We start from the raw sequence: 20384 nt of genomic DNA, 5'->3' as shown, positions 1-20384 counted from the left end.
TGACAGGTGTCGATATTCCGACAAGCATGGCACGTCATGCCGCACCCGCCAAACGTGCGGCCTCTTCCAGGTCCACGCTGACCAGGCGACTGACGCCCGGCTCGCGCATGGTTACACCGGAGAGCTGGCGCGCAGCCTCCATCGTCGCCTTGTTGTGGCTGACGAACAGGAACTGCACCTTCTCGCTCATTTCCCGCACCATGTTGGCCAGGCGGCCGACATTGGCTTCGTCCAGCGGCGCGTCCACCTCGTCGAGCAGGCAGAACGGCGCGGGATTGAGCTGGAAGATCGCAAACACCAGCGCCACCGCGGTCATCGCCTTCTCGCCACCGGACAGCAGCGAGATGCTGGACACGCGCTTGCCCGGCGGGCGCGCCATGATGGTCACGCCGGTGTCGAGCAGGTCTTCGCCGGTGAGCTCCAGATACGCGTGGCCACCGCCGAACAGGCGCGGATACAGCGCCTGCACGCCGGAATTGACCCGGTCGAAGGTGTCCTTGAAGCGGCCGCGGGTTTCGCGGTCGATCTTGCGGATCGCCTCTTCCAGCGTCTCCAGTGCGGTGTTGAGATCCAGATTCTGCGCGTCCAGATATTCCGAACGCTGCGCCGCTTCGCCGTACTCCTGGATCGCGGCCAGGTTGACCGGTTCCAGCCGCCGCATGCGGCCGTCGATCTGGCCGACCGCCGCCTCCCACTCGGCCACGTTCGCGGCTTCCGGCAACCCATTGACGACGTCCTCGAGCACGAAGCCGGCTTTCACCACGGCGGCCTCCAGTTGCTCTGCGCTGAGCACCAGCGCCTGCTGATCGAGCCTGCGCTGGGAGATGCGCTCGCGCTGGGCCAGCGCCTGTTCGTCGCGCTGCTGGCGGGTCTGCTCATAGCTGCGCAGCTCGCCATCGATGCTCTCGAGCATGGTGCGCGCTTCGCTCAGCACGCGCTCGGTGCGCACACGCTCGCTCAACGCGGCCTGGTGCTCGTGCTCCAGCGTTTCCACCGGCGAGTCGCCGTCGCTGAGCTGGGCGACCAGGTCCTCCAGGCGCGTATCGAGCTGGCCGCGCTGGCTGTCCATGCGTTCCAGCGTCTGGCTCAGGGAGGTGATCTGGGTGCGTTGCGATTCCAGCGTCAGCGCCAATGCATGCATCGCATCGCGCACGCCACGTGCGGCATCGCGGGCCTGATCGCGCGCATCGGTGAGCTGACGGCGTTCGTTCTCCAGCGCCTCGCGAGTGCCTTGCAGGTCGCCCATCAGGGTCACCGCGTCTTCGAGCTTGGCGCGTGCCTCGCGTGCCTGCTCGCGGCTGGTGTCCAGTGTTTCCAGCAGCTGCGACAATTCGTTTTCGATGCGTTCGATGCGCGTGCGCGCGGCATCGACCTTGCCCTGCTGGCTCTGCAGCTGGCCGGCCAGCTCGGACACGCTGCGGTGCGCCATGTACAACTGGCGCTGCGCATCTTCGCGTTGCTGCTCGGCCGCCAGCAGTTGCTCGCGGAAGCTGCCCAGGCGCTGCTCGAGTTCGGCCTCGCGCTCCTGCAGCGTTTCGATCTGCGCACGCAGCTCCTGAATCTCGCGCTCGCGCAGCAAGGCGCCCTGCTTGGCGGCACCGGAGCGCGACACCCGCACCCAGCCCTCGCCCAGCCGCTCGCCGCTGCGGGTGATGACCGAATCGCCTTCGGGCAGGCTGCGCTGCAGCGTGCGCGCGGCCTCCAGATCCTCGGCCGCGTGCAGGCGCGCGAGCAGGCGACGGATCGCGATCGGCCCCTGCACCTTGGCCGCCAGCGAGGTCGGCGCGAAGCTGGCGTTGTCGCTGGCACCGGACACCAGCGCGATGCGGCCCTCGCCCAATTCGCCCAGCGCATCGACCAGTTGTTCCGGCGCATCCACCAGCACGCCTTCGATCAACTGCCCCAACGCGCCTTCCACCGCGTTTTCCCAGCCGCTTTCGACCGTGATGCGCTCGCCGACACGTGCGGCAGAATCCAGCCCGCGCGACTTCAGCCACGCCACTGCGGCGCCCTGCTCCTGGCCGAGTGCGGCCTGCTGCAGGGTTTCCAGCGACGACAGCCGACCACGCGCGGCCTGCGCCTGCTTGCGCACGTCGGCCAGTTCGCCCTGGCTGGCGCGCTGTTGTTCCTGCAGCCCGCCGAGCGCGTGCTTGCGCGCTTCGACCTGCTCGGTCAGCCCGTCCAGCGAGGTCTTCTGGGTTTCGTGGCGCAGCTCGATCTGCTCGAACGCCTCGGCCAGCGCATCCAGGTCCAGCCCGGCGCGCTCGTTGACCAGCGCTTCGCGGCGACGCTCGGCCTCCAGCGACTGGCGATCGAGATAATCGACGCGCGTGCGCTCCACTTCGCCGGCACGCGAGGCTTCGCCGGTGTCGCGGTTATGGGTTTCCCAGCGCTGCTGCCAGTCGGCCAGACGCGCCTCGGCCTCGCGTAGCGACTCCTGGCGGAATTCGTGGTCCTCGCGCAGCTGTTCCAGTTGCGGTTCGGCAGCGTCCACCGCCTCGCGCAATACCGCCAGCCTGGCCGAATCGCCGCTGATGTGCTGGGTCAGCTCCTGCAACTGGCTCTGCGCCTCGTCACGCGCCTTGTGCAGGCGATGCGAGAGTTCGCGCTGGTGCTGGATCTGCTGCTCGATGCGCGCCAGCGCGCCACCGACCTGATAGACATCGGCCTGCGCCTTGGCCACCGCTTCGGCGGCTTCCTCGCGACGCGCGCGCCCGGTTTCGATCCGTGCCTCGGCATCGCGCTGTTCGGCGATCAATTGCTGCAGCCGGGTCTCTTCCTGATTCAGTTTTTCGCGCAGGCCCTGCAGCCGGCCATCCAGGCCGCGGTATTCCAGCGCCTTCCACTCGGCGTCCTTGATCCGGCGCTCTTCCTGCAGGGCCTGATACTGCTCGGCCTGGCGCGCCTGGCGCTGCAGATGCGCCAGCTGCTTGGTGATCTCTTCGCGCAGGTCGCCCAGGCGATCCAGGTTCTCGCGGGTATGCCGGATGCGCGTTTCGGTTTCCTTGCGGCGCTCCTTGTACTTGGAAATGCCGGCGGCTTCTTCCAGATACACGCGCAGGTCTTCCGGGCGCGCCTCGATGATCTGGCTGATCATGCCCTGCTCGATGATCGAGTAGCTGCGCGGCCCCAGGCCTGTGCCCAGGAACAGGTCGGTGATGTCGCGGCGCCGGCACTTGGTGCCGTTGAGGTAGTAGGCGCTGTTGCCGTCGCGGCTGACCAGGCGCTTGACCGAGATCTCGTTGAACGAGGCGAACTCGCCGCTGATGGTGTGATCGGAATTGTCGAAGATCAGCTCCACCGTCGCCTGCGACACCGGCTTGCGCGCCGAGGAGCCGGAGAAGATCACGTCGGTCAGCGAGTCGCCACGCAGGCGGCTGGCCGAACTTTCGCCCATCACCCAGCGCACCGCATCGATGATGTTGGACTTGCCGCAGCCGTTGGGACCGACGATACCGGTCATGTTGGTGGGCAGGTGCAACGTGGTCGGGTCGACGAACGACTTGAAACCGGACAGTTTGATCGTGGACAGGCGCATGGGACTGAAGGTTCCGGGCACCGCACGGGCGAGGCCGGCAGGCGCTTTTTCCTGTGAAGCCGCCCCTAAGCCCTTGATCCACAAGATCTATGGGCCGTGGAACCGGCAATGGAGCATGAGTATAGCGGGCCTGGCATCGCTGGCGTGGCCGCAGAAAGACGAAGGGCGCCTAACCAGGCGCCCTTCGGGTACAGCGTGCAGCGTGGATCAGGCGTCGGATTCGACGATGACCTTGACCGAGGTTTCCACATCGGCGTGCAGGTGCAGCACAACGTCGTACTCGCCGACATTGCGGAATGCGCCTTCGCCCAGGATCACTTCGCTCTTTTCCAGCGGCAGGCCGGCGGCGGTGAACGCCTCGGCGATGTCGCGCGGGCCGACCGAGCCGTACAGCTTGCCTTCGGTCGACGCATGCGCGCCGATGGTGACGCTGGCGCCTTCGAACTTGCCGGCGCGGCTCTGTGCATCGGCCAGGATGGTGTTGGCCTTGGCTTCGTAATCGGCACGCTTGGCTTCAAACGCTTCGACGTTGGCAGCGGTGGCCGGAACGGCCTTGCCCTGCGGCACGAGGAAGTTGCGGCCGTAACCCGGCTTGACGCTGACCTTGTCGCCCAGGCCGCCGAGATTGGTCACTTTCTGCAGAAGAATCAGATCCATGGTGGTGCTCCGTTATTCGTTAGCGCCGGCACTTTGGCCGACGCAACGTTTGCTGTCCGAAAAGACGGGATTCGGGAATCGGGATTTGGGAATCGCAACAGCACGATCAACACCGCATCTCGAATGACCGGCCTCTATATTTATTACCCGCACATGGATGTGCGGGCTTTTGTGAGGGACTCACATACAACCGTGCGGGCTTTTGTGAGGAACTCACATCAACGACTCGGATTAAACGTCGTGATTGTCCGTGTACGGGATCAGCGCCAGGAAACGCGAGCGCTTGACGGCCGTGGCCAGCTGACGCTGGTACTTGGACTTGGTACCGGTCACGCGGCTCGGCACGATCTTGCCGTTCTCGGTGAGGTACTGACGCAGGGTGTTGAGATCCTTGTAATCGATCTCTTTCACGCCCTCGGCGGTGAACTTGCAGAACTTGCGACGACGGAAGAACTTGGACATGACAGCGCTCCTTAAGCGGCTTCGGCGTTGTCGCCGTCGGTATCGGTGGCGGCAGGTGCAGCATCGCCCTCATCGTCATCACGACGACGACGCTCGCTACGCTCGGGCTTGTCGCCCTTCTCGTCCTTGCTCTTCATGATCAGCGACTGCTCGGTGTCCGGGCCATCGCGCTTGACGACCAGGTGACGCAGCACCGCATCGTTGAAGCGGAAGCTTTCCACCAGCTCGCTCAGCACGGCCTGGTCGACTTCGATGTTGAGCAGCACGTAGTGCGCCTTCACCAGGTTCTGGATCGGGTAGGCCAGCTGACGGCGGCCCCAGTCTTCCAGACGGTGGATGGTGCCGTTACCGCCCTCGATCAGCGACTTGTAGCGCTCGATCATGGCCGGGACCTGCTCGCTCTGATCCGGGTGGACCAGGAACACGACTTCGTAATGACGACTCATGTTGTATTACCTTTCGGATGTGGCCACGTGGGCCGGACAGCTCCCCGGTAACCCGCGCAAGGCGGCCGGTGGAGCAAGGATCCCCACCCGGAACCGGGCAGGAAGCAGGAAAGTATGGCAGTTCAAGCGCTTAGCCGCAACTGGGCCGAGCCAGCGGCTGAGCCTAGGAACGTAACATCTACGTGGTGACTGCTTAAGCCCCTCTCCCGCCGGGGCGATAAGGCACCGCTTGCGCGCCACTGGCGCGCGTGCCTTGGAACGCCCGCGCCGCAGGCGCGGGCCGGGGCGCGGGGGTTGGGGTGAGGGTCCGCTGCGAAGCCACTGGTGACGTCTAACCGCGCGAGGCTTCGCCCCGTACCCTCATCCGCCCTTCGGGCACCTTCGCCCGGTGGGAGAAGGAATAGCGCGCACCAGCGAGCTCAGCGATGCTCGGCTTCGGTCGTGAAACTTTCCCCGCAGCCGCACTCGGCAGTCGCGTTGGGATTGCGGAAGGTGAAGGTCTCGCTCAGGCCGTGCTTGCCGAAATCGATGCAGGTGCCGTCAACCAGCGGCAGGCTGACCGGGTCGACGAAGATGCGCACGCCCTCCTGCTCGAACACCGCGTCGTCGTCGCGTTTCTCGCGCGCCAAGTCGGTGACATGGCCCCAGCCCGAGCAACCGGTCTTGGTCACGCCAAAGCGCAGACCCAGCGTCCCCGGGGTCTGCTGCACGAAACGCTGCACGCGCTCCAGCGCGGCGGGGGTGAGGCTGATGGCCATGGGGGGTGCTCCGGAAACGATGGTGGCAAGTATAGCGAGGCTGCAATTACCGGGGCTGCAGCCGCTGCGACGCCGTGTTCCCCAGATGGGGCCATGTCCGGCCTTGGACAAGCGCAACCATCCGCAAGCGGTTCAGATGCTCGCGCCGGCGCGCCCGCAGCCAGTAAACTCGCAGACCATTCAAAGTCGCTACGGCGAGGACAAGTCATGACGGTGGTCAGCGTTGAACATGCGCTTGCGGGAAAACTCCCGGAAGGCGGCGAAGTCACGGTACGGGGGTGGGTGCGCACGCTGCGCGGATCTGCCGGACTGGCCTTCATCAACGTGACCGATGGCTCCTGCTTCGCTCCGATCCAGGTGGTGGCCAACGACACCCTGCCCAACTTTGACGAGATCAAGCGCCTGACCAGCGGTTGCTCGTTGATCGCCAAGGGCGTGCTAGTGAAGTCGCAGGGCAAGGGTCAGTCGTTCGAGATCCAGGCCAGCGGCGTGGAGATCGTCGGCTGGGTCGAAGACCCGCTGACCTACCCGATCCAGCCCAAGCCGATGTCGCCGGAGTTCCTGCGCGAAGTGGCGCACCTGCGCCCGCGCACCAACCTGTTCGGCGCAGTCACCCGCATCCGCAACTGCCTGGCGCAGGCGGTGCACCGCTTCTTCCACCAGAACGGCTTCAACTGGATCAGCACCCCGATCATCACCACCTCCGACGCCGAAGGCGCCGGGCAGATGTTCCGCGTCTCCACGCTGGACATGGTCAACCTGCCGCGCGATGCCAGCGGCGCGGTGGATTTCAGCCGCGACTTCTTCGGCAAGGAAACCTTCCTGACCGTGTCCGGCCAGCTCAACGTGGAGGCCTACTGCCTGGCGCTGAGCAAGGTCTACACCTTCGGCCCGACCTTCCGCGCCGAGAACAGCCACACCACGCGCCATCTGGCCGAATTCTGGATGATCGAGCCGGAAATCGCCTTTGCCGATCTGGCCGAAGACGCGCGCCTGGCCGAGCAGTTCCTCAAGTACCTGTTCCGCGCGGTGCTCGATGAGCGTGGCGACGATCTGGCATTCCTGGCCGAGCGCGTGGACAAGAACGCGATCGCCAAACTGGAAGCCTTCATCAATGCCCCGTTCGAGCAGATCGACTACACCGAGGCGGTGAAGCTGCTGCAGAACTCGGGCAAGAAATTCGACTTCCCGGTCGAATGGGGCCTGGACCTGCAGACCGAGCACGAGCGCTGGCTGACCGAAGAGCATATCGGCCGCCCGGTGGTGGTGACCAACTACCCCGAGCACATCAAGGCGTTCTACATGCGCCTGAACGATGACGGCAAGACCGTCGCGGCGATGGACGTGCTGGCGCCGGGCATCGGCGAGATCATCGGCGGCAGCCAGCGCGAAGAGCGCCTGGATGTGCTGGATGCACGCATGGCGCAATTCGGCCTGGACCAGGAGCACTACAGCTGGTACCGCGATTTCCGCCGCTACGGCTCGGTGCCGCATGCCGGCTTCGGCTTGGGCTTCGAGCGCCTGGTGGTGTACGTGTGCGGGCTGAGCAATATCCGCGACGCCATCCCCTACCCGCGCGCGCCGGGCAGCGCCGAGTTCTGATGTGAGCCTGCTGGCCGCCGCCACGCTGCAGTTGCTGGCCTTCGCGGCGGCGTTGCCGGGCGCCGACATCGCCGGCGTGCGCGGCGTCCGACTGGCGCAGCGGGCAGCCGCACATCCCGGTGCAAGCGCCTGGTGGCAGGGTGACACGGCACGCAGGGCGATCATCCACGCCGTGCGTCCTTTATGGTGGACCATCACTGCGCTGGTGATCGGCGCAGCACTTCCCCAACTCGCACTGATGCTGGCGGGCACATGACCCTGTTCTTCGCGCTGTGTTTTGTCGGTGTGGCCGTTGCCGGCCTCACCGCCTTGCTGATCTTCTGGCCGCTGACGCTGGTGCACCTGCGCGACCGACATCCAGAGGCGTTGGCCAGCTTCGGCGAACCGGCCTTCATCAGTCCTGCGGCGCTGCGCTGGTTGCTGGCGCGGCGCTACCGCAGCCATCGCGACGGTGCGCTGTCCGGCCTGGCCACGCCGGCCTGGCTGTCGCTGCTGACCATCTTCTTCGGCCTGGGCATGGCAGCCCTGCTCGGCCTGCTTTCCAAGGTAATGCCATGAATACACCGCAAGACACCGCACATGACGACCACGATTCGTGGTGGCTGGCCACGATCGGCCGCACGCTGATCTGGGCGCGCCTGCGCGTGAAGCAGGCCGGTACCGCCGAAGTCCTGGACAGCGACGGCAAGATCCTGCCTTACGACAGCGAAGACAGCGCCCGCGCGGCCTTGTTCGATGCCGAATTCGTCGCGCTCGACGGGCTGGACGAAGAAGACGCGCTGATGCGCGGCTTCTCGCTCGATGAGGTCTCGCCGCCGCGTGGCGACGACGATGCGGACCTGCGCGAACGCATGGTGCTGACCCTGGGCGGTCGCGCCTGACATGTACGCCCCACGCGCGTTCGCGCAGACCGATCTGGCCTTGCTGGACTGGCTGATCGCGCGCGACCCGTTCGTCACCCTGATCAGCCACGGCGAGGACGGACAGCCGGCGATCTCGCATCTGCCGGTGCTGTACCGACGCGATGCGCACTCCGTGGTCATCGAAGGCCACTGGGCGCGCCCCAATTCGCAGGCGCGCAGCCCCGGCGACGCGGTCCTCGTGGTGCAGGGCCCGCATGCCTATGTGTCGCCCAGCTGGTATCCGGACAAGGAAGCGGCCGCACGCGTGCCGACCTGGAACTACGCCGTGGCGCATCTGCATGGACGCTGCGAGCAGGTGAGCGATGAGGCGGCGCTGGGCGAGCTGATCGGCCGCATGAGCACGCACTTCGAACAACGCGTCGGCAGCGACTGGCTGTTCGAGATGGAGCGCGACAACCACCGCCGCCAGTTGCGCGGCCTGGTCGGCTTCCGCTTCGTTCCCAGCCGCATCGAGCTGACCTTCAAGCTCAGCCAGAACCATCCGGCCGCTAATGTGGCGGCTGTGAGCGATGCATTGCAGCAACAGGCATCGGCCGACTCCCGCGAGGTGGCGTCGCTGATGCGCGATGCCCTGCTTGTACGCGACCGCGCGGTCTGAGCGGCGCGGCACACCCCCGATTTCTGCAACACCGCTTCTCGCTCATCTATCGATCACACACTGCCCTCCTTCCTCTGGAATACTGCGCGCATGAACGAGCTCAACCATTTGCTTGAAAACAACCGTGCCTGGTCCGAGCGCATCCGCCGCGAGGACCCGGAATTCTTCTCCAAGCTGTCCACCCAGCAGACGCCCGAGTACCTGTGGATCGGATGCTCGGACTCGCGCGTGCCGGCCAACCAGATCATCGACATGGCCCCGGGCGAGGTGTTCGTCCACCGCAATATCGCCAACGTGGTGGTGCATACCGACCTGAACTGCCTGTCGGTGATCCAGTTCGCCGTCGACGTGCTCAAGGTCAAGCACATCCTGGTGGTCGGCCATTACGGCTGCGGCGGCGTGTTCGCCAGCCTGACCCAGAAGCGCATGGGCCTGGTCGACAACTGGATCCGCCATGTCACCGATGTGGCCGACAAGCACGAGGCCTGCCTGCACGACGCGGGCGACCTGCCGGTGCAGCACGCGCGCCTGTGCGAGCTCAACGTGCTCGAACAGGTGGTCAATGTCTGCCGCACCACCATCGTGCGCGACGCCTGGGACCGCGGCCAGGCACTGCAGGTGCATGGCTGGGTCTACAGCCTGCGCGACGGACGTGCGCACGACCTGGGCATGTCGATCGACCGCCCGGAGCTGCTGCAGGAACGCTACGACGCCGCACTGGCGCGCATCCAGGCCGATCACGCCGAACGCTGAGCCGCACCCGCACGCCATCCAGCCGCGGCGCCCATCGGCGCCGTCGGTTGGCTATGCTGGACGTCTTCTTTGCCGAGGAACGTCGATGCTGGTCCCGCCGATCAACCTGCAAGCCTGGATCGAGCAACACCGCCACCTGCTCAAGCCACCGGTGGGCAACAAATGCATCCAGCAGGACGGCTTCATCATCATGATCGTCGGTGGGCCGAATGCGCGCACCGACTATCACTACGACGAAGGCCCGGAGTGGTTCTTCCAGCTCGAAGGCGAGATGGTGCTGAAGGTGCAGGACGAAGGCGTGGCACGCGACATCCCGATCCGCGCCGGCGAGATCTTCCTGCTGCCGCCGAAGGTGCCGCATTCGCCGCAACGCGCGGCCGGCTCGATCGGCCTGGTGATCGAACGCGAGCGCTTGCCCAACGAGCAGGACGGCCTGCAGTGGTATTGCCCGCAGTGCAATCACAAACTGTACGAGGCGATGTTTCCGCTGCAGGACATCGAAACCGATTTTCCGCCGGTGTTCGATCATTTCTACCGTTCGCTCGCGCTGCGCACCTGCAGCCAGTGCGGACATCTGCACCCTGCGCCGGAGCGCTATGCCACTGTCGAGGCATGAGTGGACGATGGCCGAGCCAATTCCAGGCACGCGTCGCACAGGTCTTCGAGCGCATTCGCTCGGCGGTGGCCATCGGCGCTCCGCCGCGCCCTCGCAATGCCGCGCAACGCAATGACGATGCAGCTGTGCGCAGCGCGCCGTGTGTCGAGCGTGTGCACGCGCCGCAGCTGCGCTGTGCGCCCGCGTTGAACCCCATGCCATGCTGCGCACGCTGATCGACCTCAAGCCGCGCGACGTGCCATTGCGCGTAGCGTTGCGCAACACCGCCGCGGTGGTGCTGCCGCTGGCGGTCGGTGTGGCCAGCGGGCACGTCGCCGCCGGTCTGGCCGTGTGTACCGGCGCGCTCAACACCATGTTCACCGACCAGCCCGGCCCGTACCGTGCGCGCCTGCAGCGCATGCTGATGGCCGCGCTGGCAGCAGGCCTGGCCGCGTTGCTCGGCATCTGGGTCGGCCACAACACGCCGGCATTGGTGATCGCCGGGTTGCTGCTCGGTCTTGGCGGCGGCTTGCTGGTGGCACTTGGCCCGGTGGCAGCGCGGGTGGGGCTGACCAGCATGATCCTGCTGGTGGTCAGCGCCGACATGCGCCTGCCGGTGCAGCAGGCCGCGGGCGTGGCGGCATTGATCTTCGCCGGCGGCCTGCTCCAGGTAGTGCTGGCACTGGCGGCCTGGCCATTGCAACGCTATCGCCCGGAGCGCTTCGCGCTGGCCGACCTGATGCGTCAACTGGCCGGCATCGCACGCCAGCGTCCGGAAGCCAGCGCCCCGCCACCGGCCACCCAGGAAGTGCTCGATGCGATGGTGATGCTGCATGGCGAGCATCGCTCGCGCGCGATCGCCGTACAGAGCTTCCGCATCATCGCCGAGCTGTGCGAGCGCGTACGGCTCGAGCTGCTGTCGCTGGCGGATGTCGATACCCGCCTGACCGACTCGCAGGCGCGCCCGGCGATCGAGCGCGTGCTCGAACGCAGCGCCATCGTGCTGGAACAGCTCGCGCATGCGATGACGGTGGGCGAAGACCCGCTCGCCGCCAATGCCTCGATGACCGGTTTCGACGATCTGGTCGCCGCACTGGCGCAGTTCCAGCACGACAACGCCGATACCCGCGAGCGCCGGCTGGTGCGCGTGGCGGTGGCGCGCGCGCAAGGCCTGGGCGGCCAGCTGCGCGCCCTGATCCGCAACGCGCATTGGGCCAGCAGCCGTGGCGAGATCCAGGCGCAGCTGGCCGAAGCGCGCCTGCCGGCGGCACTCAGGCCCGCGGCTACCTGGGCCACGCTGCGCGCGAACCTGGATCTGTCCTCGGTGGCGTTCCGGCATGCCTTGCGCTGCGGCGTGTGCCTGGCGCTGGCGATCGCCTTCCAGCGCTGGCAGCAGATCCCGCACGGCTTCTGGATTCCGATGACCACCGCCATCGTGCTCAAGCCGGATTTCGGCGGCACTTTCAGCTTCGGCGCCTTGCGCGTGGCCGGCACCTTCGTCGGCCTGCTGGTGGCGACCTTGCTGGCGCACCTGGCGATGGACGGCGCCAGCGTCCGCCTGGCGTTGCTGGCGCTGTTCTGCCTGGGCTTCCGCCTGCTGACGCAGGTGAATTACGGCATCGGCGTGGCGTTTCTGACCGGCATGCTGGTGCTGCTGCTGTCCTTCGAAGGCGTGGCACCGGGCGAGGCCATCGGTGCGCGTCTGCAGGCCACGGTCGCCGGCAGTGCATGGGCGTTGATCGCCTACGCGGTGTGGCCCACGCGCGAGCGTCGGCATATCCGCGCCTCGCTGGCGCAGCTGCTGAGCGCCTATCGCGATCATCTGCGCAATCTGCTGCTCGGCAGGATGGACGATCTGGGCGACACCCGCGCTGCCGCACGCGTGGCGCGCACCAACGCGCAGGCCTCGATTGAACGCCTGCGCGGCGAGCCACGCAGCCGGCGCAATCTGCACGAGCTCAAACTCGCCGAATCCTTGCTGGCCAACGGCAACCGGCTGATCCGCGCCACCCTGTCGCTGGAGGCGGTACTGCGCGACGGCCATCCCCTGCCTGCGCTGGAAGCGCTGCCCGCCTTCGCGCAACAGGCCGACCAGGCATTGTCCGAGCTGATCGCCTGCCTGGTCGACGGCGGCATTCCCGCCGCAGCCACCCTGCGCGGCGCCGAGCGCCAGCTGTCCGATGCATTGACAGCCCTGCCCGACGGCTCGCCCGCCACCGCCGCACTGGCCGACACCATCGACCGCATCACCGACAGCATCGGCACCTTGACGCATCTACTGCGCCCTGCCCGGCCAGCCTCGACCACCGCTGCAGCCGAGGCGGCGGCCGCGCATGACGGCGCACACGGTGCCGGCGGGTAAACTGCGTCACTGACCTGCGTTGCGAGCCGTGATCATGACCGACCTGCTGTCCCGCGCCCATGCCGTTGCCCTGGACGTCGCCGACCCGCTGCGCCACCTGCGCGATGACTTCGTGTTCCCGCAGCATGCCGGCCAGGACCAGACCTATTTCGTCGGCAATTCGCTGGGCCTGCAGCCGCGCGGCGCGCGCGCGATGGTGGCCGAAGTGCTCGACCAGTGGGGTGCGCTCGCGGTGGAAGGCCACTTCACCGGTCCCACCCAGTGGCTGACCTATCACCAGCTGGTGCGCGATGGCCTGGCGCGCGTGGTCGGCGCGCAGCCCGGCGAAGTGGTCGCGATGAACACGCTGAGCGTCAACCTGCATCTGATGATGGCCAGCTTCTACCGGCCCACGCCCGAGCGGGGCGCCATCCTGATCGAAGCCGGCGCGTTCCCGTCCGACCGCCATGCGGTGGAATCGCAACTGCGCCTGCATGGGCTGGATCCGGCCACGCAGCTGATCGAAGTGGAAGCCGACCAACCCAATGGCACGGTATCGATGGCGGCGATCGCCGATGCCATCGCACGGCACGGTCCGCGGCTGGCGCTGGTGCTGTGGCCCGGCATCCAGTACCGCACCGGCCAGGCCTTCGAGCTGGGAGAAATCGCGCGGCTGGCACGCGCGCAGGGCGCGATGGTGGGTTTCGACCTGGCGCATGCGGTCGGCAATATCGCGTTGACGCTGCACGACGACGGCGCGGATTTCGCGGTGTGGTGCCACTACAAATATCTCAACGCCGGCCCCGGCGCGGTGGGTGGCTGTTTCGTGCACGCACGCCATGCCAACAGCGACCTGCCGCGCATGGCCGGTTGGTGGGGACATGAGCAGCAGAGCCGCTTCCGCATGGAGCCGCAGTTCGTGCCCTCGCCTGGCGCCGAAGGCTGGCAGCTGAGCAATCCGCCGGTGCTGGCGCTGGCGCCGCTGCGTGCGTCGCTGGAGCTGTTCGATCAGGCCGGCATGCCGGCGCTGCGTGCCAAGTCCGAACAACTCACCGGGCACCTGGAACAGCTGATCCACGCCCGCGTGCCGCAGGTGCTGCAGATCGTCACCCCGGCCGCGCCGGCGCAACGCGGCTGCCAGCTGTCGTTGCGGGTGGCCGGTGGCCGCGCGCAGGGGCGCTCGCTGTTCGAGTACCTGCAGTCGGCCGGCGTGCTCGGCGACTGGCGCGAGCCAGACGTGATCCGCATCGCGCCGGTGCCGCTGTACAACCGCTTCAGCGATCTGCATCGGTTGGTCGAACAGGTGGAAACCTGGGCCAGCGCCTGAGCACGCACGGCACAGACCGTGCCATCGACCAGATCGGTGCGTGGGCCGGAACCGGCACACGCGCACGTACACTCCGAACCCGCACCTGGCTGATCGCGGCGGGTGCCGTTGCCAGCCATCCCCGTTCTCCCCCTTCGCCGGCACTTGCGTCCGGCCGCTGCCGGATACCGCATTGAGCGCAGTCTCTCCCCGTTCCCTGACTTTGATCGGCGCTGGCCTGGCCGGTTGCCTGCTGGCCATCCTGTTGTCGCGTCGCGGCTGGCAGGTCACCGTCTACGAGCGCCGCGGCGATCCGCGCATCAAGGGCTACGAGTCCGGCCGCTCGATCAACCTGGCGCTGGCCGAGCGCGGCCGCCATGCGCTGCGCCAGGCCGGTGCCGAAGACGCGGTGATGGCCAAGGCGGTGATGATGCGCGGGCGCATGGTGCATCCGTTGATCGGCGAACCGCAGCTGCAACGCTACGGGCGCGACGACAGCGAAGTGATCTGGTCGATCCACCGCGCCGCGTTGAACGTCGCACTGCTGGATCTGGCTGAACGCGCCGGCGCACGCGTGCATTTCTATCGCCGCCTGCACACGGTGGACTTCGATGCCGGCTATGCGCGCTTCATCGACGACCGCGACGACCAGCCGCACGAAATCCACTTCCAGAGCCTGATCGGCAGCGATGGCGCCGGCTCAGCGCTACGCGCGGCGATGCAGCGCAAGTCGCCGCTGGGCGAGCGCACCGAATTCCTCGATCACTCCTACAAGGAGCTGGAAATTCCGCCGTTGCCCGGTGGCGGTTTCCGCATCGAAGGCAATGCGCTGCACATCTGGCCGCGCGGGCGCTACATGTGCATCGCGCTGCCCAACGACGGCGGCACCTTCACCGTCACGCTATTCCTGCCCAACGCCGGCGAGCCCAGCTTTGCCACCACGCGTACCGGCGACGAAGCGCTGGCCCTGTTTGCGCGTGATTTTCCCGATGCCCTGCCGCTGATCCCGCAGCTCAAGGAGCACTGGGAAGAACATCCGCCCGGCCTGCTCGGCACCCTCACCCTGGACCGCTGGCATCTGGGCGGCCGCGCACTGCTGATCGGCGACGCCGCGCACGCGATGGTGCCGTTCCACGGCCAGGGCATGAACTGCGCGTTCGAAGATTGCGTGGCGCTGGCAGAGCAGCTGGATGCGCACGAGGATCTGGAAACTGCGTTTGCCGCGTTCCAGGCCGCACGCCATGACGACGCCGCAGCGATCCAGCAGATGGCGCTGGAGAATTACCTGGAGATGCGCGACCGCGTCGACGATCCCGATTTCCTGCTGCAACGTGCGCTCGAACAGCAATTGCAGGCGCGCTGGCCCACCCGTTTCGTGCCGCATTACACGATGGTGACCTTCCTGCGCACGCGCTACTCGATCGCCCTGGCGCGCAGCGAGATCCAGCGCCAGATCCTGGTCGAGGCCACGCGCGGGCACAGCGACCTGTCGCGCATCGACTGGGCCGCGCTGGAAGCGGTCGTGCATGCGCGCCTGCAGCCGCTGGAAGGCGCGCACTGATCCACCCGCACAGGCCGGCGTCAGCAGGCGTAGGTGCGGATAAGAGATACTAGGCAGCACTGGCGGCGCCCTGCGCAGTGCGCCGCGGATCTGGATTTCATACGGCATGCCTGACAGCTTTCTCTTCTACGACCTGGAAACCTTCGGCCAGGATCCACGCCGCACGCGCATCGCACAGTTCGCCGCGGTGCGTACCGATGCGCAACTGCGCGTGATCGAAGAGCCGATCAGTTTCTACGTGCAACCGGCCGACGATCTGCTGCCCTCGCCGTACGCGACCATGGTCACCGGTATCACCCCGCAACACGCACTGCGCGAAGGCGTGAGCGAGGCCGAAGCGTTCGCGCGCATCTCCGAACAGATGAGCCGGCCGCAGACCTGCACGCTGGGCTACAACTCGATCCGCTTCGACGACGAGTTCGTGCGCTGCGGGCTGTTCCGCAATTTCTACGACCCGTACGAGCGCGAGTGGCGCGGCGGCAATTCGCGCTGGGACCTGCTCGACGTGTTGCGGCTGGTGCATGCGCTGCGCCCTGACGGCATCGTCTGGCCGCAGCGCGAAGACGGCGCCACCTCGTTCAAGCTCGAACACCTGGCCGATGCCAACGCAGTGCGCGAAGGCGACGCGCACGAGGCGCTGTCGGACGTGTACGCCACCATCGGCATGGCGCGCAGGTTCCAGCAGCATCAACCCAAGTTGTGGGACTACGCGCTGCGCCTGCGCGACAAGCGCTTTGCGGCGACGCTGCTGGACGTCATCGCGATGCAGCCGGTGCTGCATATCTCGCAGCGCTATCCCGCCTCGCGCATGTGCGCCGCCGCGGTGCTGCCGTTGACGCGCCATCCGCGCATCGACAGCCGCGTGATCGTGTTCGATCTGGATGGCGACCCTGAAGTGCTGTTGCGCCTGAGCCCGGACGAGATTGCCGACCGGCTGTATATCCGCGCCGCCGACCTGCCCGAAGGCGAGCAGCGCATTCCGCTCAAGGAAGTGCACTTGAACAAGTCGCCGGCGCTGGTGGCCTGGCAGCATCTGCGCGCAGCGGATTTCCAGCGCCTGGGCATCGACCACGACGCGGTGCTGGCCAAGGCTGCACGCCTGCGCGAGCTCGGCCCTGAGCTGGCCGAAAAAGTGCGCCAGGTGTACGGCAACGAGCGCGCTGCGGCGCCGGCGGTCAACGATGCCGATGCCTCGCTCTACGATGGCTTCCTGGCCGAAGGCGACAAGCGCCTGCTGGCGCAGGTGCGCGCCAGTGCGCCGGCCGAACTGGGCGCGCTGGAGTCGCGCTTTCGCGACCCGCGCCTGGTCGAGTTGCTGTTCCGCTACCGCGCGCGCAACTGGCCGCAGACGCTGTCGTTCGAAGAGCAGGAACGCTGGAACGTCTACCGTCGTCAGCGCCTGCTCGACGACCGTGGCCTGGGCGAGCTCACGCTCGATCAGTTCCATGCGCAGATCGCGGATTTACGGCTTGCTCACCCCGACGATGCTACCAAGCAGTCCCTGCTCGATCAGCTCGCCGCCTGGGGTTTGGACCTCCAACGCACGCTATGACCACCTATTTTTCCGACGCCAGTTTCAAGTTCCTGCGCGCACTGGCGCGCCACAACGACAAGACCTGGTTCAACGACCACCGGCATCAGTACGAGGCGCATGTGCGCCAGCCGTTCCTGCAGCTCATCACCGACCTGCAGCCGGCCCTGGCCGAGGTCAGCGAGCACTATCGCGCCGATCCCAAGACCCAGGGCGGTTCGCTGTTTCGCATCTACCGCGATGCGCGTTTTTCCAACGACAAGTCGCCGTATAAGAACTGGCAGGGCGCGCGCCTGTTCCATGAGCGCCGCCGCCAGGTGCCGGCGCCGTCGTTCTACATCCATCTGCAGCCGGGCGAAAGCTTCGTCGGTGCCGGGCTGTGGCATCCGGAGCCGGACACCCAGCGCAAGCTGCGCCAGTTCATTTTCGACAATCCCGCCAACTGGAAAGCGGCCGCCTACGAACCCAGACTGCGCCGCAAGTTCGCGCTGGACGACAGCGAGAAACTGGTGCGCGCACCGCGCGGCTTTCCCAACGAGTTCGAGTTCATCGACGATCTCAAGCACCGCAACTGGGCGTACCTGCGTCATCTCGACGATGCCGTCATGACCGGCCCGCGCCTGCGCCAGACCATCGAGGCCGACCTGGTGGTGCTGGCGCCGTTCGTCGATTACCTGTGCGCTGCGCTGGATCTGGAATTTTGATGGATCGCGCGGCGCCGACGGCCATCGACGCGGCGCCGGCGGTCAGCACACCGAAGCGATCTCTCGCTGCGCGGCGCTGTGCATCGCTGCGTCTTGCACCAACCACCGCGATGGACTGCACACCATGAACAAACGCTGGTTGCTGTTGCCCGTACTGGCCGTGCTGCTGCTTGTCAGCTATGTGGTTGCAGGCCCGTACTTGGCCATTCGCGGCATCAGCCAAGCCGTCGCCAATCGCGACGCGTCGCAGCTGGAACGCCATGTGGATTTCCCCAGCCTGCGGGTCAACCTCAAGGCGCAGCTGGACGATTACCTGGTCCGTCAGGCCGGCAGCCGCATGCAATCGAGCCTGCTCGGCGGGTTCGCCCTGCAGCTCGCCAGCGGTATCAGCGGTGCCGGCGTGGACACGCTGGTGACGCCGCTGGGCATCGGCGCGCTGCTGCAAGGCCATAGCGTGTGGAATCGCGTCACCGGCGACACCGTCAGCCCGGACACCTATGCGGCGCCCGCGCCGGCGCGTCCGCTGCAAGGCGCCGAGCAGCGCTTCGAATCCACCCGCCGCTTCACCGCCACCACCCGCACCGCGACCGGAGCGCCGGTGGTGTTCGTGCTGACCCGGCAAGGGCTGCGCTGGCGGCTGACCGATATCCAGCTGCCGCTGGCAGATGCAGAAACTCCGCCGCCCCCATGACCGCGCACCTGCGGCGCTGTTGAAGTGTTCTCCTTCGCAGGCTGACGCCACGCGCCGGACAGCGGCTTACGAAAACCGCCAGGCCCGCTCCATCCACGCTGCCTGCAGCCGCAGCATCGACGGCCGCAGCTGCCGGCGCGCCGGCCACGGCAACGTCGCCAGCGCCTGCTCCGCAGTGCCCGGCGTGCGTTTGCCGTTCCAGGCATACAGCAACTGGTTGCGCGGATCCGGCTCGGGCAACAGCAGCAGCCGCCCATCGAATACCTCGCGCAGCGTGGCCAGATGCCCGGCCAGCGGCACCTGGAACAGGTTCAGCGCCAGCACGCCGCCGGGCGTCAGCGCAGCGCGGCAAGCGGCGTAGAACTCGGGCGTGCACAACGCCGGTGGGATGCCATCGGCATCGTAGGCATCCAGCAGCAACAGGTCGTAGCGCCCGGTACGCGTACCGATCCACTGCGCACCGTCGCCATGCGTAACCTCAAGCCGCGCATCGTCGCGCGGCACGCCAAACGCATCGCGCAACGCCAGCACCTGCGCATCGGCGTCCACCGCCTCGATGCGCGTGCTGTGCAGATAGCGGTGGCAGAACTTGGCCTGCGCGCCGCCGCCGAAGCCGATCAGACCGATGCGTTCGGGCCGCGGCTGCAGCCACAGCGCCGCCAGCATGCCGCGCGTATATGGCAGCATCAGCCGGTACGGTGCCCAGCGCGACATGCGGGTCTGCACGGTGTCGTCGGCGAAGTACAACTCCAGCTGGCGCCAGCTGGAGCGCAGCGCGGCGCGTCCAGCCGGCTTCGGTGCCTCGCTCACCTGCCCGGCGGATCGTTGGCCACGCCATGCGGTACGTGGCCGGCCGCCACGTGCTGGTGCTGGCGCGCACTGTCGATGTTGTGCTGCGAATCGTCGAAGAAGATGTCCGCGCCAAACGCCTCCAGGAACGGCCCCTTGTGCCGCCCACCGAGGAACAGCGCCTCGTCCAGACGCACGCCCCACTCGCGCAGGGTGCGGATCACCCGTTCGTGCGCCGGCGCCGAGCGCGCGGTGACCAGCGCGGTGCGGATCGGCGAGGCCTCGCCCGGCGGGAATGCCGCCTGCAGCGCATGCAGCGCCGACAGGAAATTGCGGAACGGCCCGACCGACAACGGCTCGCGCGCACGTTCGCGCTCGTGGCGCCCGAATGCCTCCACGCCCTGCTCGCGCGAGATGCGTTCGCTCTCGTCGCCGAAGATCACCGCATCGCCGTCGAAGGCGATGCGCAGTTGGGTCGACAGGCGGCTTTCGTCGTTGTCCACGATCGCCGCGGCGGCCTCGGCGCGTTCGCCCGGCGCGCGCGGCATGATGGTCGCCGCCGCAATGCCATGGGTCAGCGCACGCCGTACCGACTCCGGGTTGGCCGACAGGAACAGGTCGGTGCCGAACGGCTTCACGTACGGCCAGGTCGGCTGACCCGAGGTAAAGGTCGCCCGCACGATGCCCAGGTTGTAGTGCTGGATCGAATTGAAGATGCGCAGCCCGGTGTCGGCGGAATTGCGCGACAGCAGGATCACTTCCACACGCGGGGTTTCTTCGGGCACATCGTGGTTGAGCGCCAGCAGCTTGCGCACCACCGGAAAGGCCACGCCCGGCTCCAGGATGTCGTCCTCATGCTCGCGCTGGAACGCCGAATACGCCTCCACGCCATCGGCCTCGAACAGCGCGTGGCCTTCTTCGAGATCGAACAGCGCGCGCGAGGTCACTGCGACGGTCAGGAGTCTTGGGGAGTTATCGGTCATTGGGGCGGGGATTCGGGAGTGGGGATTGGGGATTGGTTTAAAGCAGGAACTGGATCGGGATTTGATCGCCCATCTGCGCAGCATCGTAGCGCGTGCGCGCGTTCTAAAGACGACGTAGCACGCTGCTGCCGTTGCCAATCCCGAAT

The 20384-nt window shown here is 67.0% G+C and carries 20 protein-coding genes; 13 read left to right on the top strand and 7 right to left on the bottom strand.

What is annotated here, in order from left to right:
• Positions 1–34: 34 nt before the first annotated feature.
• The 5 genes from smc to ACCQ04_RS07915 form a co-directional block, all read right to left on the bottom strand.
• The gene (gene smc / locus ACCQ04_RS07935) at positions 35–3538 is read right to left on the bottom strand and encodes a chromosome segregation protein SMC (protein ID WP_226426487.1); all 3504 of its coding nucleotides are present in this window, start codon (positions 3536–3538) and stop codon (positions 35–37) included.
• Positions 3539–3745: 207 nt separating this feature from the next.
• Positions 3746–4195 carry a 50S ribosomal protein L9 gene (gene rplI, locus ACCQ04_RS07930; protein WP_016904199.1) on the bottom strand — a complete coding sequence of 150 codons (450 nt, stop codon included), beginning with the start codon at positions 4193–4195 and terminating at the stop codon, positions 3746–3748.
• Positions 4196–4426: 231 nt separating this feature from the next.
• A complete protein-coding gene (rpsR, locus tag ACCQ04_RS07925) occupies positions 4427–4657 on the bottom strand; it encodes a 30S ribosomal protein S18 (RefSeq protein ID WP_005991243.1) in 231 nt (76 codons plus the stop codon).
• Positions 4658–4668: 11 nt separating this feature from the next.
• Positions 4669–5103 carry a 30S ribosomal protein S6 gene (rpsF, locus tag ACCQ04_RS07920; RefSeq protein ID WP_006451585.1) on the bottom strand — a complete coding sequence of 145 codons (435 nt, stop codon included), beginning with the start codon at positions 5101–5103 and terminating at the stop codon, positions 4669–4671.
• Positions 5104–5522: 419 nt separating this feature from the next.
• Entirely contained in the window at positions 5523–5861 is a 339-nt protein-coding gene (locus tag ACCQ04_RS07915) for a HesB/IscA family protein (RefSeq protein WP_016904198.1), read from the bottom strand.
• A gap of 207 nt (positions 5862–6068) precedes the next feature.
• Here ACCQ04_RS07915 and asnS point away from each other — a divergent pair, with 207 nt between their 5' ends.
• From asnS to ACCQ04_RS07850, 13 genes are all read left to right on the top strand, one after another.
• On the top strand, positions 6069–7463 hold the full coding sequence (asnS, locus tag ACCQ04_RS07910; protein ID WP_039511777.1) for an asparagine--tRNA ligase: 1395 nt from the start codon (positions 6069–6071) through the stop codon (positions 7461–7463).
• Position 7464: 1 nt separating this feature from the next.
• Positions 7465–7719, top strand: a complete 255-nt coding sequence (locus ACCQ04_RS07905) for a hypothetical protein (protein ID WP_166771171.1) — start codon at positions 7465–7467, stop codon at positions 7717–7719.
• Complete coding sequence (locus ACCQ04_RS07900) at positions 7716–8021, top strand: hypothetical protein (RefSeq protein WP_065032404.1); 306 nt, start codon at positions 7716–7718, stop codon at positions 8019–8021. The genes ACCQ04_RS07905 and ACCQ04_RS07900 overlap by 4 nt, the downstream gene beginning before the upstream one ends.
• On the top strand, positions 8018–8344 hold the full coding sequence (locus ACCQ04_RS07895; RefSeq protein WP_024939855.1) for a hypothetical protein: 327 nt from the start codon (positions 8018–8020) through the stop codon (positions 8342–8344). Before ACCQ04_RS07900 ends, ACCQ04_RS07895 begins: the two co-directional genes overlap by 4 nt.
• 1 nt (position 8345) lies before the next feature.
• Positions 8346–8984, top strand: coding sequence for an FMN-binding negative transcriptional regulator (locus ACCQ04_RS07890; protein ID WP_226426488.1), 639 nt, complete (start codon positions 8346–8348; stop codon positions 8982–8984).
• Between the two features lie 90 nt (positions 8985–9074).
• Complete coding sequence (gene can / locus ACCQ04_RS07885; RefSeq protein ID WP_016902447.1) at positions 9075–9737, top strand: carbonate dehydratase; 663 nt, start codon at positions 9075–9077, stop codon at positions 9735–9737.
• Between the two features lie 85 nt (positions 9738–9822).
• A complete protein-coding gene (locus ACCQ04_RS07880) occupies positions 9823–10353 on the top strand; it encodes a 3-hydroxyanthranilate 3,4-dioxygenase (RefSeq protein ID WP_024939857.1) in 531 nt (176 codons plus the stop codon).
• 199 nt (positions 10354–10552) lie between these two features.
• Entirely contained in the window at positions 10553–12694 is a 2142-nt protein-coding gene (locus ACCQ04_RS07875; RefSeq protein ID WP_226426489.1) for an FUSC family protein, read from the top strand.
• Between the two features lie 34 nt (positions 12695–12728).
• Positions 12729–14000, top strand: a complete 1272-nt coding sequence (gene kynU, locus ACCQ04_RS07870) for a kynureninase (RefSeq protein ID WP_226426490.1) — start codon at positions 12729–12731, stop codon at positions 13998–14000.
• Between the two features lie 172 nt (positions 14001–14172).
• Complete coding sequence (locus ACCQ04_RS07865; protein ID WP_024939860.1) at positions 14173–15540, top strand: FAD-dependent oxidoreductase; 1368 nt, start codon at positions 14173–14175, stop codon at positions 15538–15540.
• 106 nt (positions 15541–15646) lie between these two features.
• Positions 15647–17092 (top strand): exodeoxyribonuclease I, encoded by a 1446-nt coding sequence (gene sbcB, locus ACCQ04_RS07860; protein ID WP_016902452.1) that lies wholly within the window; start codon positions 15647–15649, stop codon positions 17090–17092.
• A complete protein-coding gene (locus ACCQ04_RS07855; protein WP_024940671.1) occupies positions 17089–17775 on the top strand; it encodes a DUF2461 domain-containing protein in 687 nt (228 codons plus the stop codon). Before sbcB ends, ACCQ04_RS07855 begins: the two co-directional genes overlap by 4 nt.
• Positions 17776–17899: 124 nt before the next feature.
• Positions 17900–18466, top strand: a complete 567-nt coding sequence (locus ACCQ04_RS07850; RefSeq protein ID WP_226426491.1) for a DUF2939 domain-containing protein — start codon at positions 17900–17902, stop codon at positions 18464–18466.
• Between the two features lie 66 nt (positions 18467–18532).
• Here the strand turns inward: ACCQ04_RS07850 and ACCQ04_RS07845 are convergent, their stop codons facing one another.
• Positions 18533–19276, bottom strand: a complete 744-nt coding sequence (locus ACCQ04_RS07845) for a spermine/spermidine synthase domain-containing protein (protein WP_226426492.1) — start codon at positions 19274–19276, stop codon at positions 18533–18535.
• Positions 19273–20238: a 5'-nucleotidase gene (locus ACCQ04_RS07840; protein WP_102584340.1), complete on the bottom strand. Its 966-nt coding sequence runs from the start codon at positions 20236–20238 to the stop codon at positions 19273–19275. The genes ACCQ04_RS07845 and ACCQ04_RS07840 overlap by 4 nt, the downstream gene beginning before the upstream one ends.
• Positions 20239–20384: the final 146 nt, after the last annotated feature.

Origin of the sequence: Xanthomonas sp. NCPPB 2866, assembly GCF_041475745.2 — a bacterium.
Taxonomy (GTDB): Bacteria; Pseudomonadota; Gammaproteobacteria; order Xanthomonadales; family Xanthomonadaceae; genus Xanthomonas; species Xanthomonas arboricola.
Note: the sequence above shows the minus strand (reverse complement) of the source record. Positions and strands in the feature narration are given on the sequence as shown.

Excerpts from the sequence above, each read along its gene's own strand:
- smc (WP_226426487.1), bottom strand. The coding sequence starts at position 3,538 with ATGCGCCTGTCCACGATCAAACTGTCCGGTTTCAAGTCGTTCGTCGAC.
- rplI (WP_016904199.1), bottom strand. The coding sequence starts at position 4,195 with ATGGATCTGATTCTTCTGCAGAAAGTGACCAATCTCGGCGGCCTGGGC.
- rpsR (WP_005991243.1), bottom strand. The coding sequence starts at position 4,657 with ATGTCCAAGTTCTTCCGTCGTCGCAAGTTCTGCAAGTTCACCGCCGAG.
- rpsF (WP_006451585.1), bottom strand. The coding sequence starts at position 5,103 with ATGAGTCGTCATTACGAAGTCGTGTTCCTGGTCCACCCGGATCAGAGC.
- ACCQ04_RS07915 (WP_016904198.1), bottom strand. The coding sequence starts at position 5,861 with ATGGCCATCAGCCTCACCCCCGCCGCGCTGGAGCGCGTGCAGCGTTTC.
- asnS (WP_039511777.1), top strand. The coding sequence starts at position 6,069 with ATGACGGTGGTCAGCGTTGAACATGCGCTTGCGGGAAAACTCCCGGAA.
- ACCQ04_RS07900 (WP_065032404.1), top strand. The coding sequence starts at position 7,716 with ATGACCCTGTTCTTCGCGCTGTGTTTTGTCGGTGTGGCCGTTGCCGGC.
- ACCQ04_RS07895 (WP_024939855.1), top strand. The coding sequence starts at position 8,018 with ATGAATACACCGCAAGACACCGCACATGACGACCACGATTCGTGGTGG.
- ACCQ04_RS07890 (WP_226426488.1), top strand. The coding sequence starts at position 8,346 with ATGTACGCCCCACGCGCGTTCGCGCAGACCGATCTGGCCTTGCTGGAC.
- can (WP_016902447.1), top strand. The coding sequence starts at position 9,075 with ATGAACGAGCTCAACCATTTGCTTGAAAACAACCGTGCCTGGTCCGAG.
- ACCQ04_RS07880 (WP_024939857.1), top strand. The coding sequence starts at position 9,823 with ATGCTGGTCCCGCCGATCAACCTGCAAGCCTGGATCGAGCAACACCGC.
- ACCQ04_RS07875 (WP_226426489.1), top strand. The coding sequence starts at position 10,553 with ATGCTGCGCACGCTGATCGACCTCAAGCCGCGCGACGTGCCATTGCGC.
- kynU (WP_226426490.1), top strand. The coding sequence starts at position 12,729 with ATGACCGACCTGCTGTCCCGCGCCCATGCCGTTGCCCTGGACGTCGCC.
- sbcB (WP_016902452.1), top strand. The coding sequence starts at position 15,647 with ATGCCTGACAGCTTTCTCTTCTACGACCTGGAAACCTTCGGCCAGGAT.
- ACCQ04_RS07855 (WP_024940671.1), top strand. The coding sequence starts at position 17,089 with ATGACCACCTATTTTTCCGACGCCAGTTTCAAGTTCCTGCGCGCACTG.
- ACCQ04_RS07850 (WP_226426491.1), top strand. The coding sequence starts at position 17,900 with ATGAACAAACGCTGGTTGCTGTTGCCCGTACTGGCCGTGCTGCTGCTT.
- ACCQ04_RS07840 (WP_102584340.1), bottom strand. The coding sequence starts at position 20,238 with ATGACCGATAACTCCCCAAGACTCCTGACCGTCGCAGTGACCTCGCGC.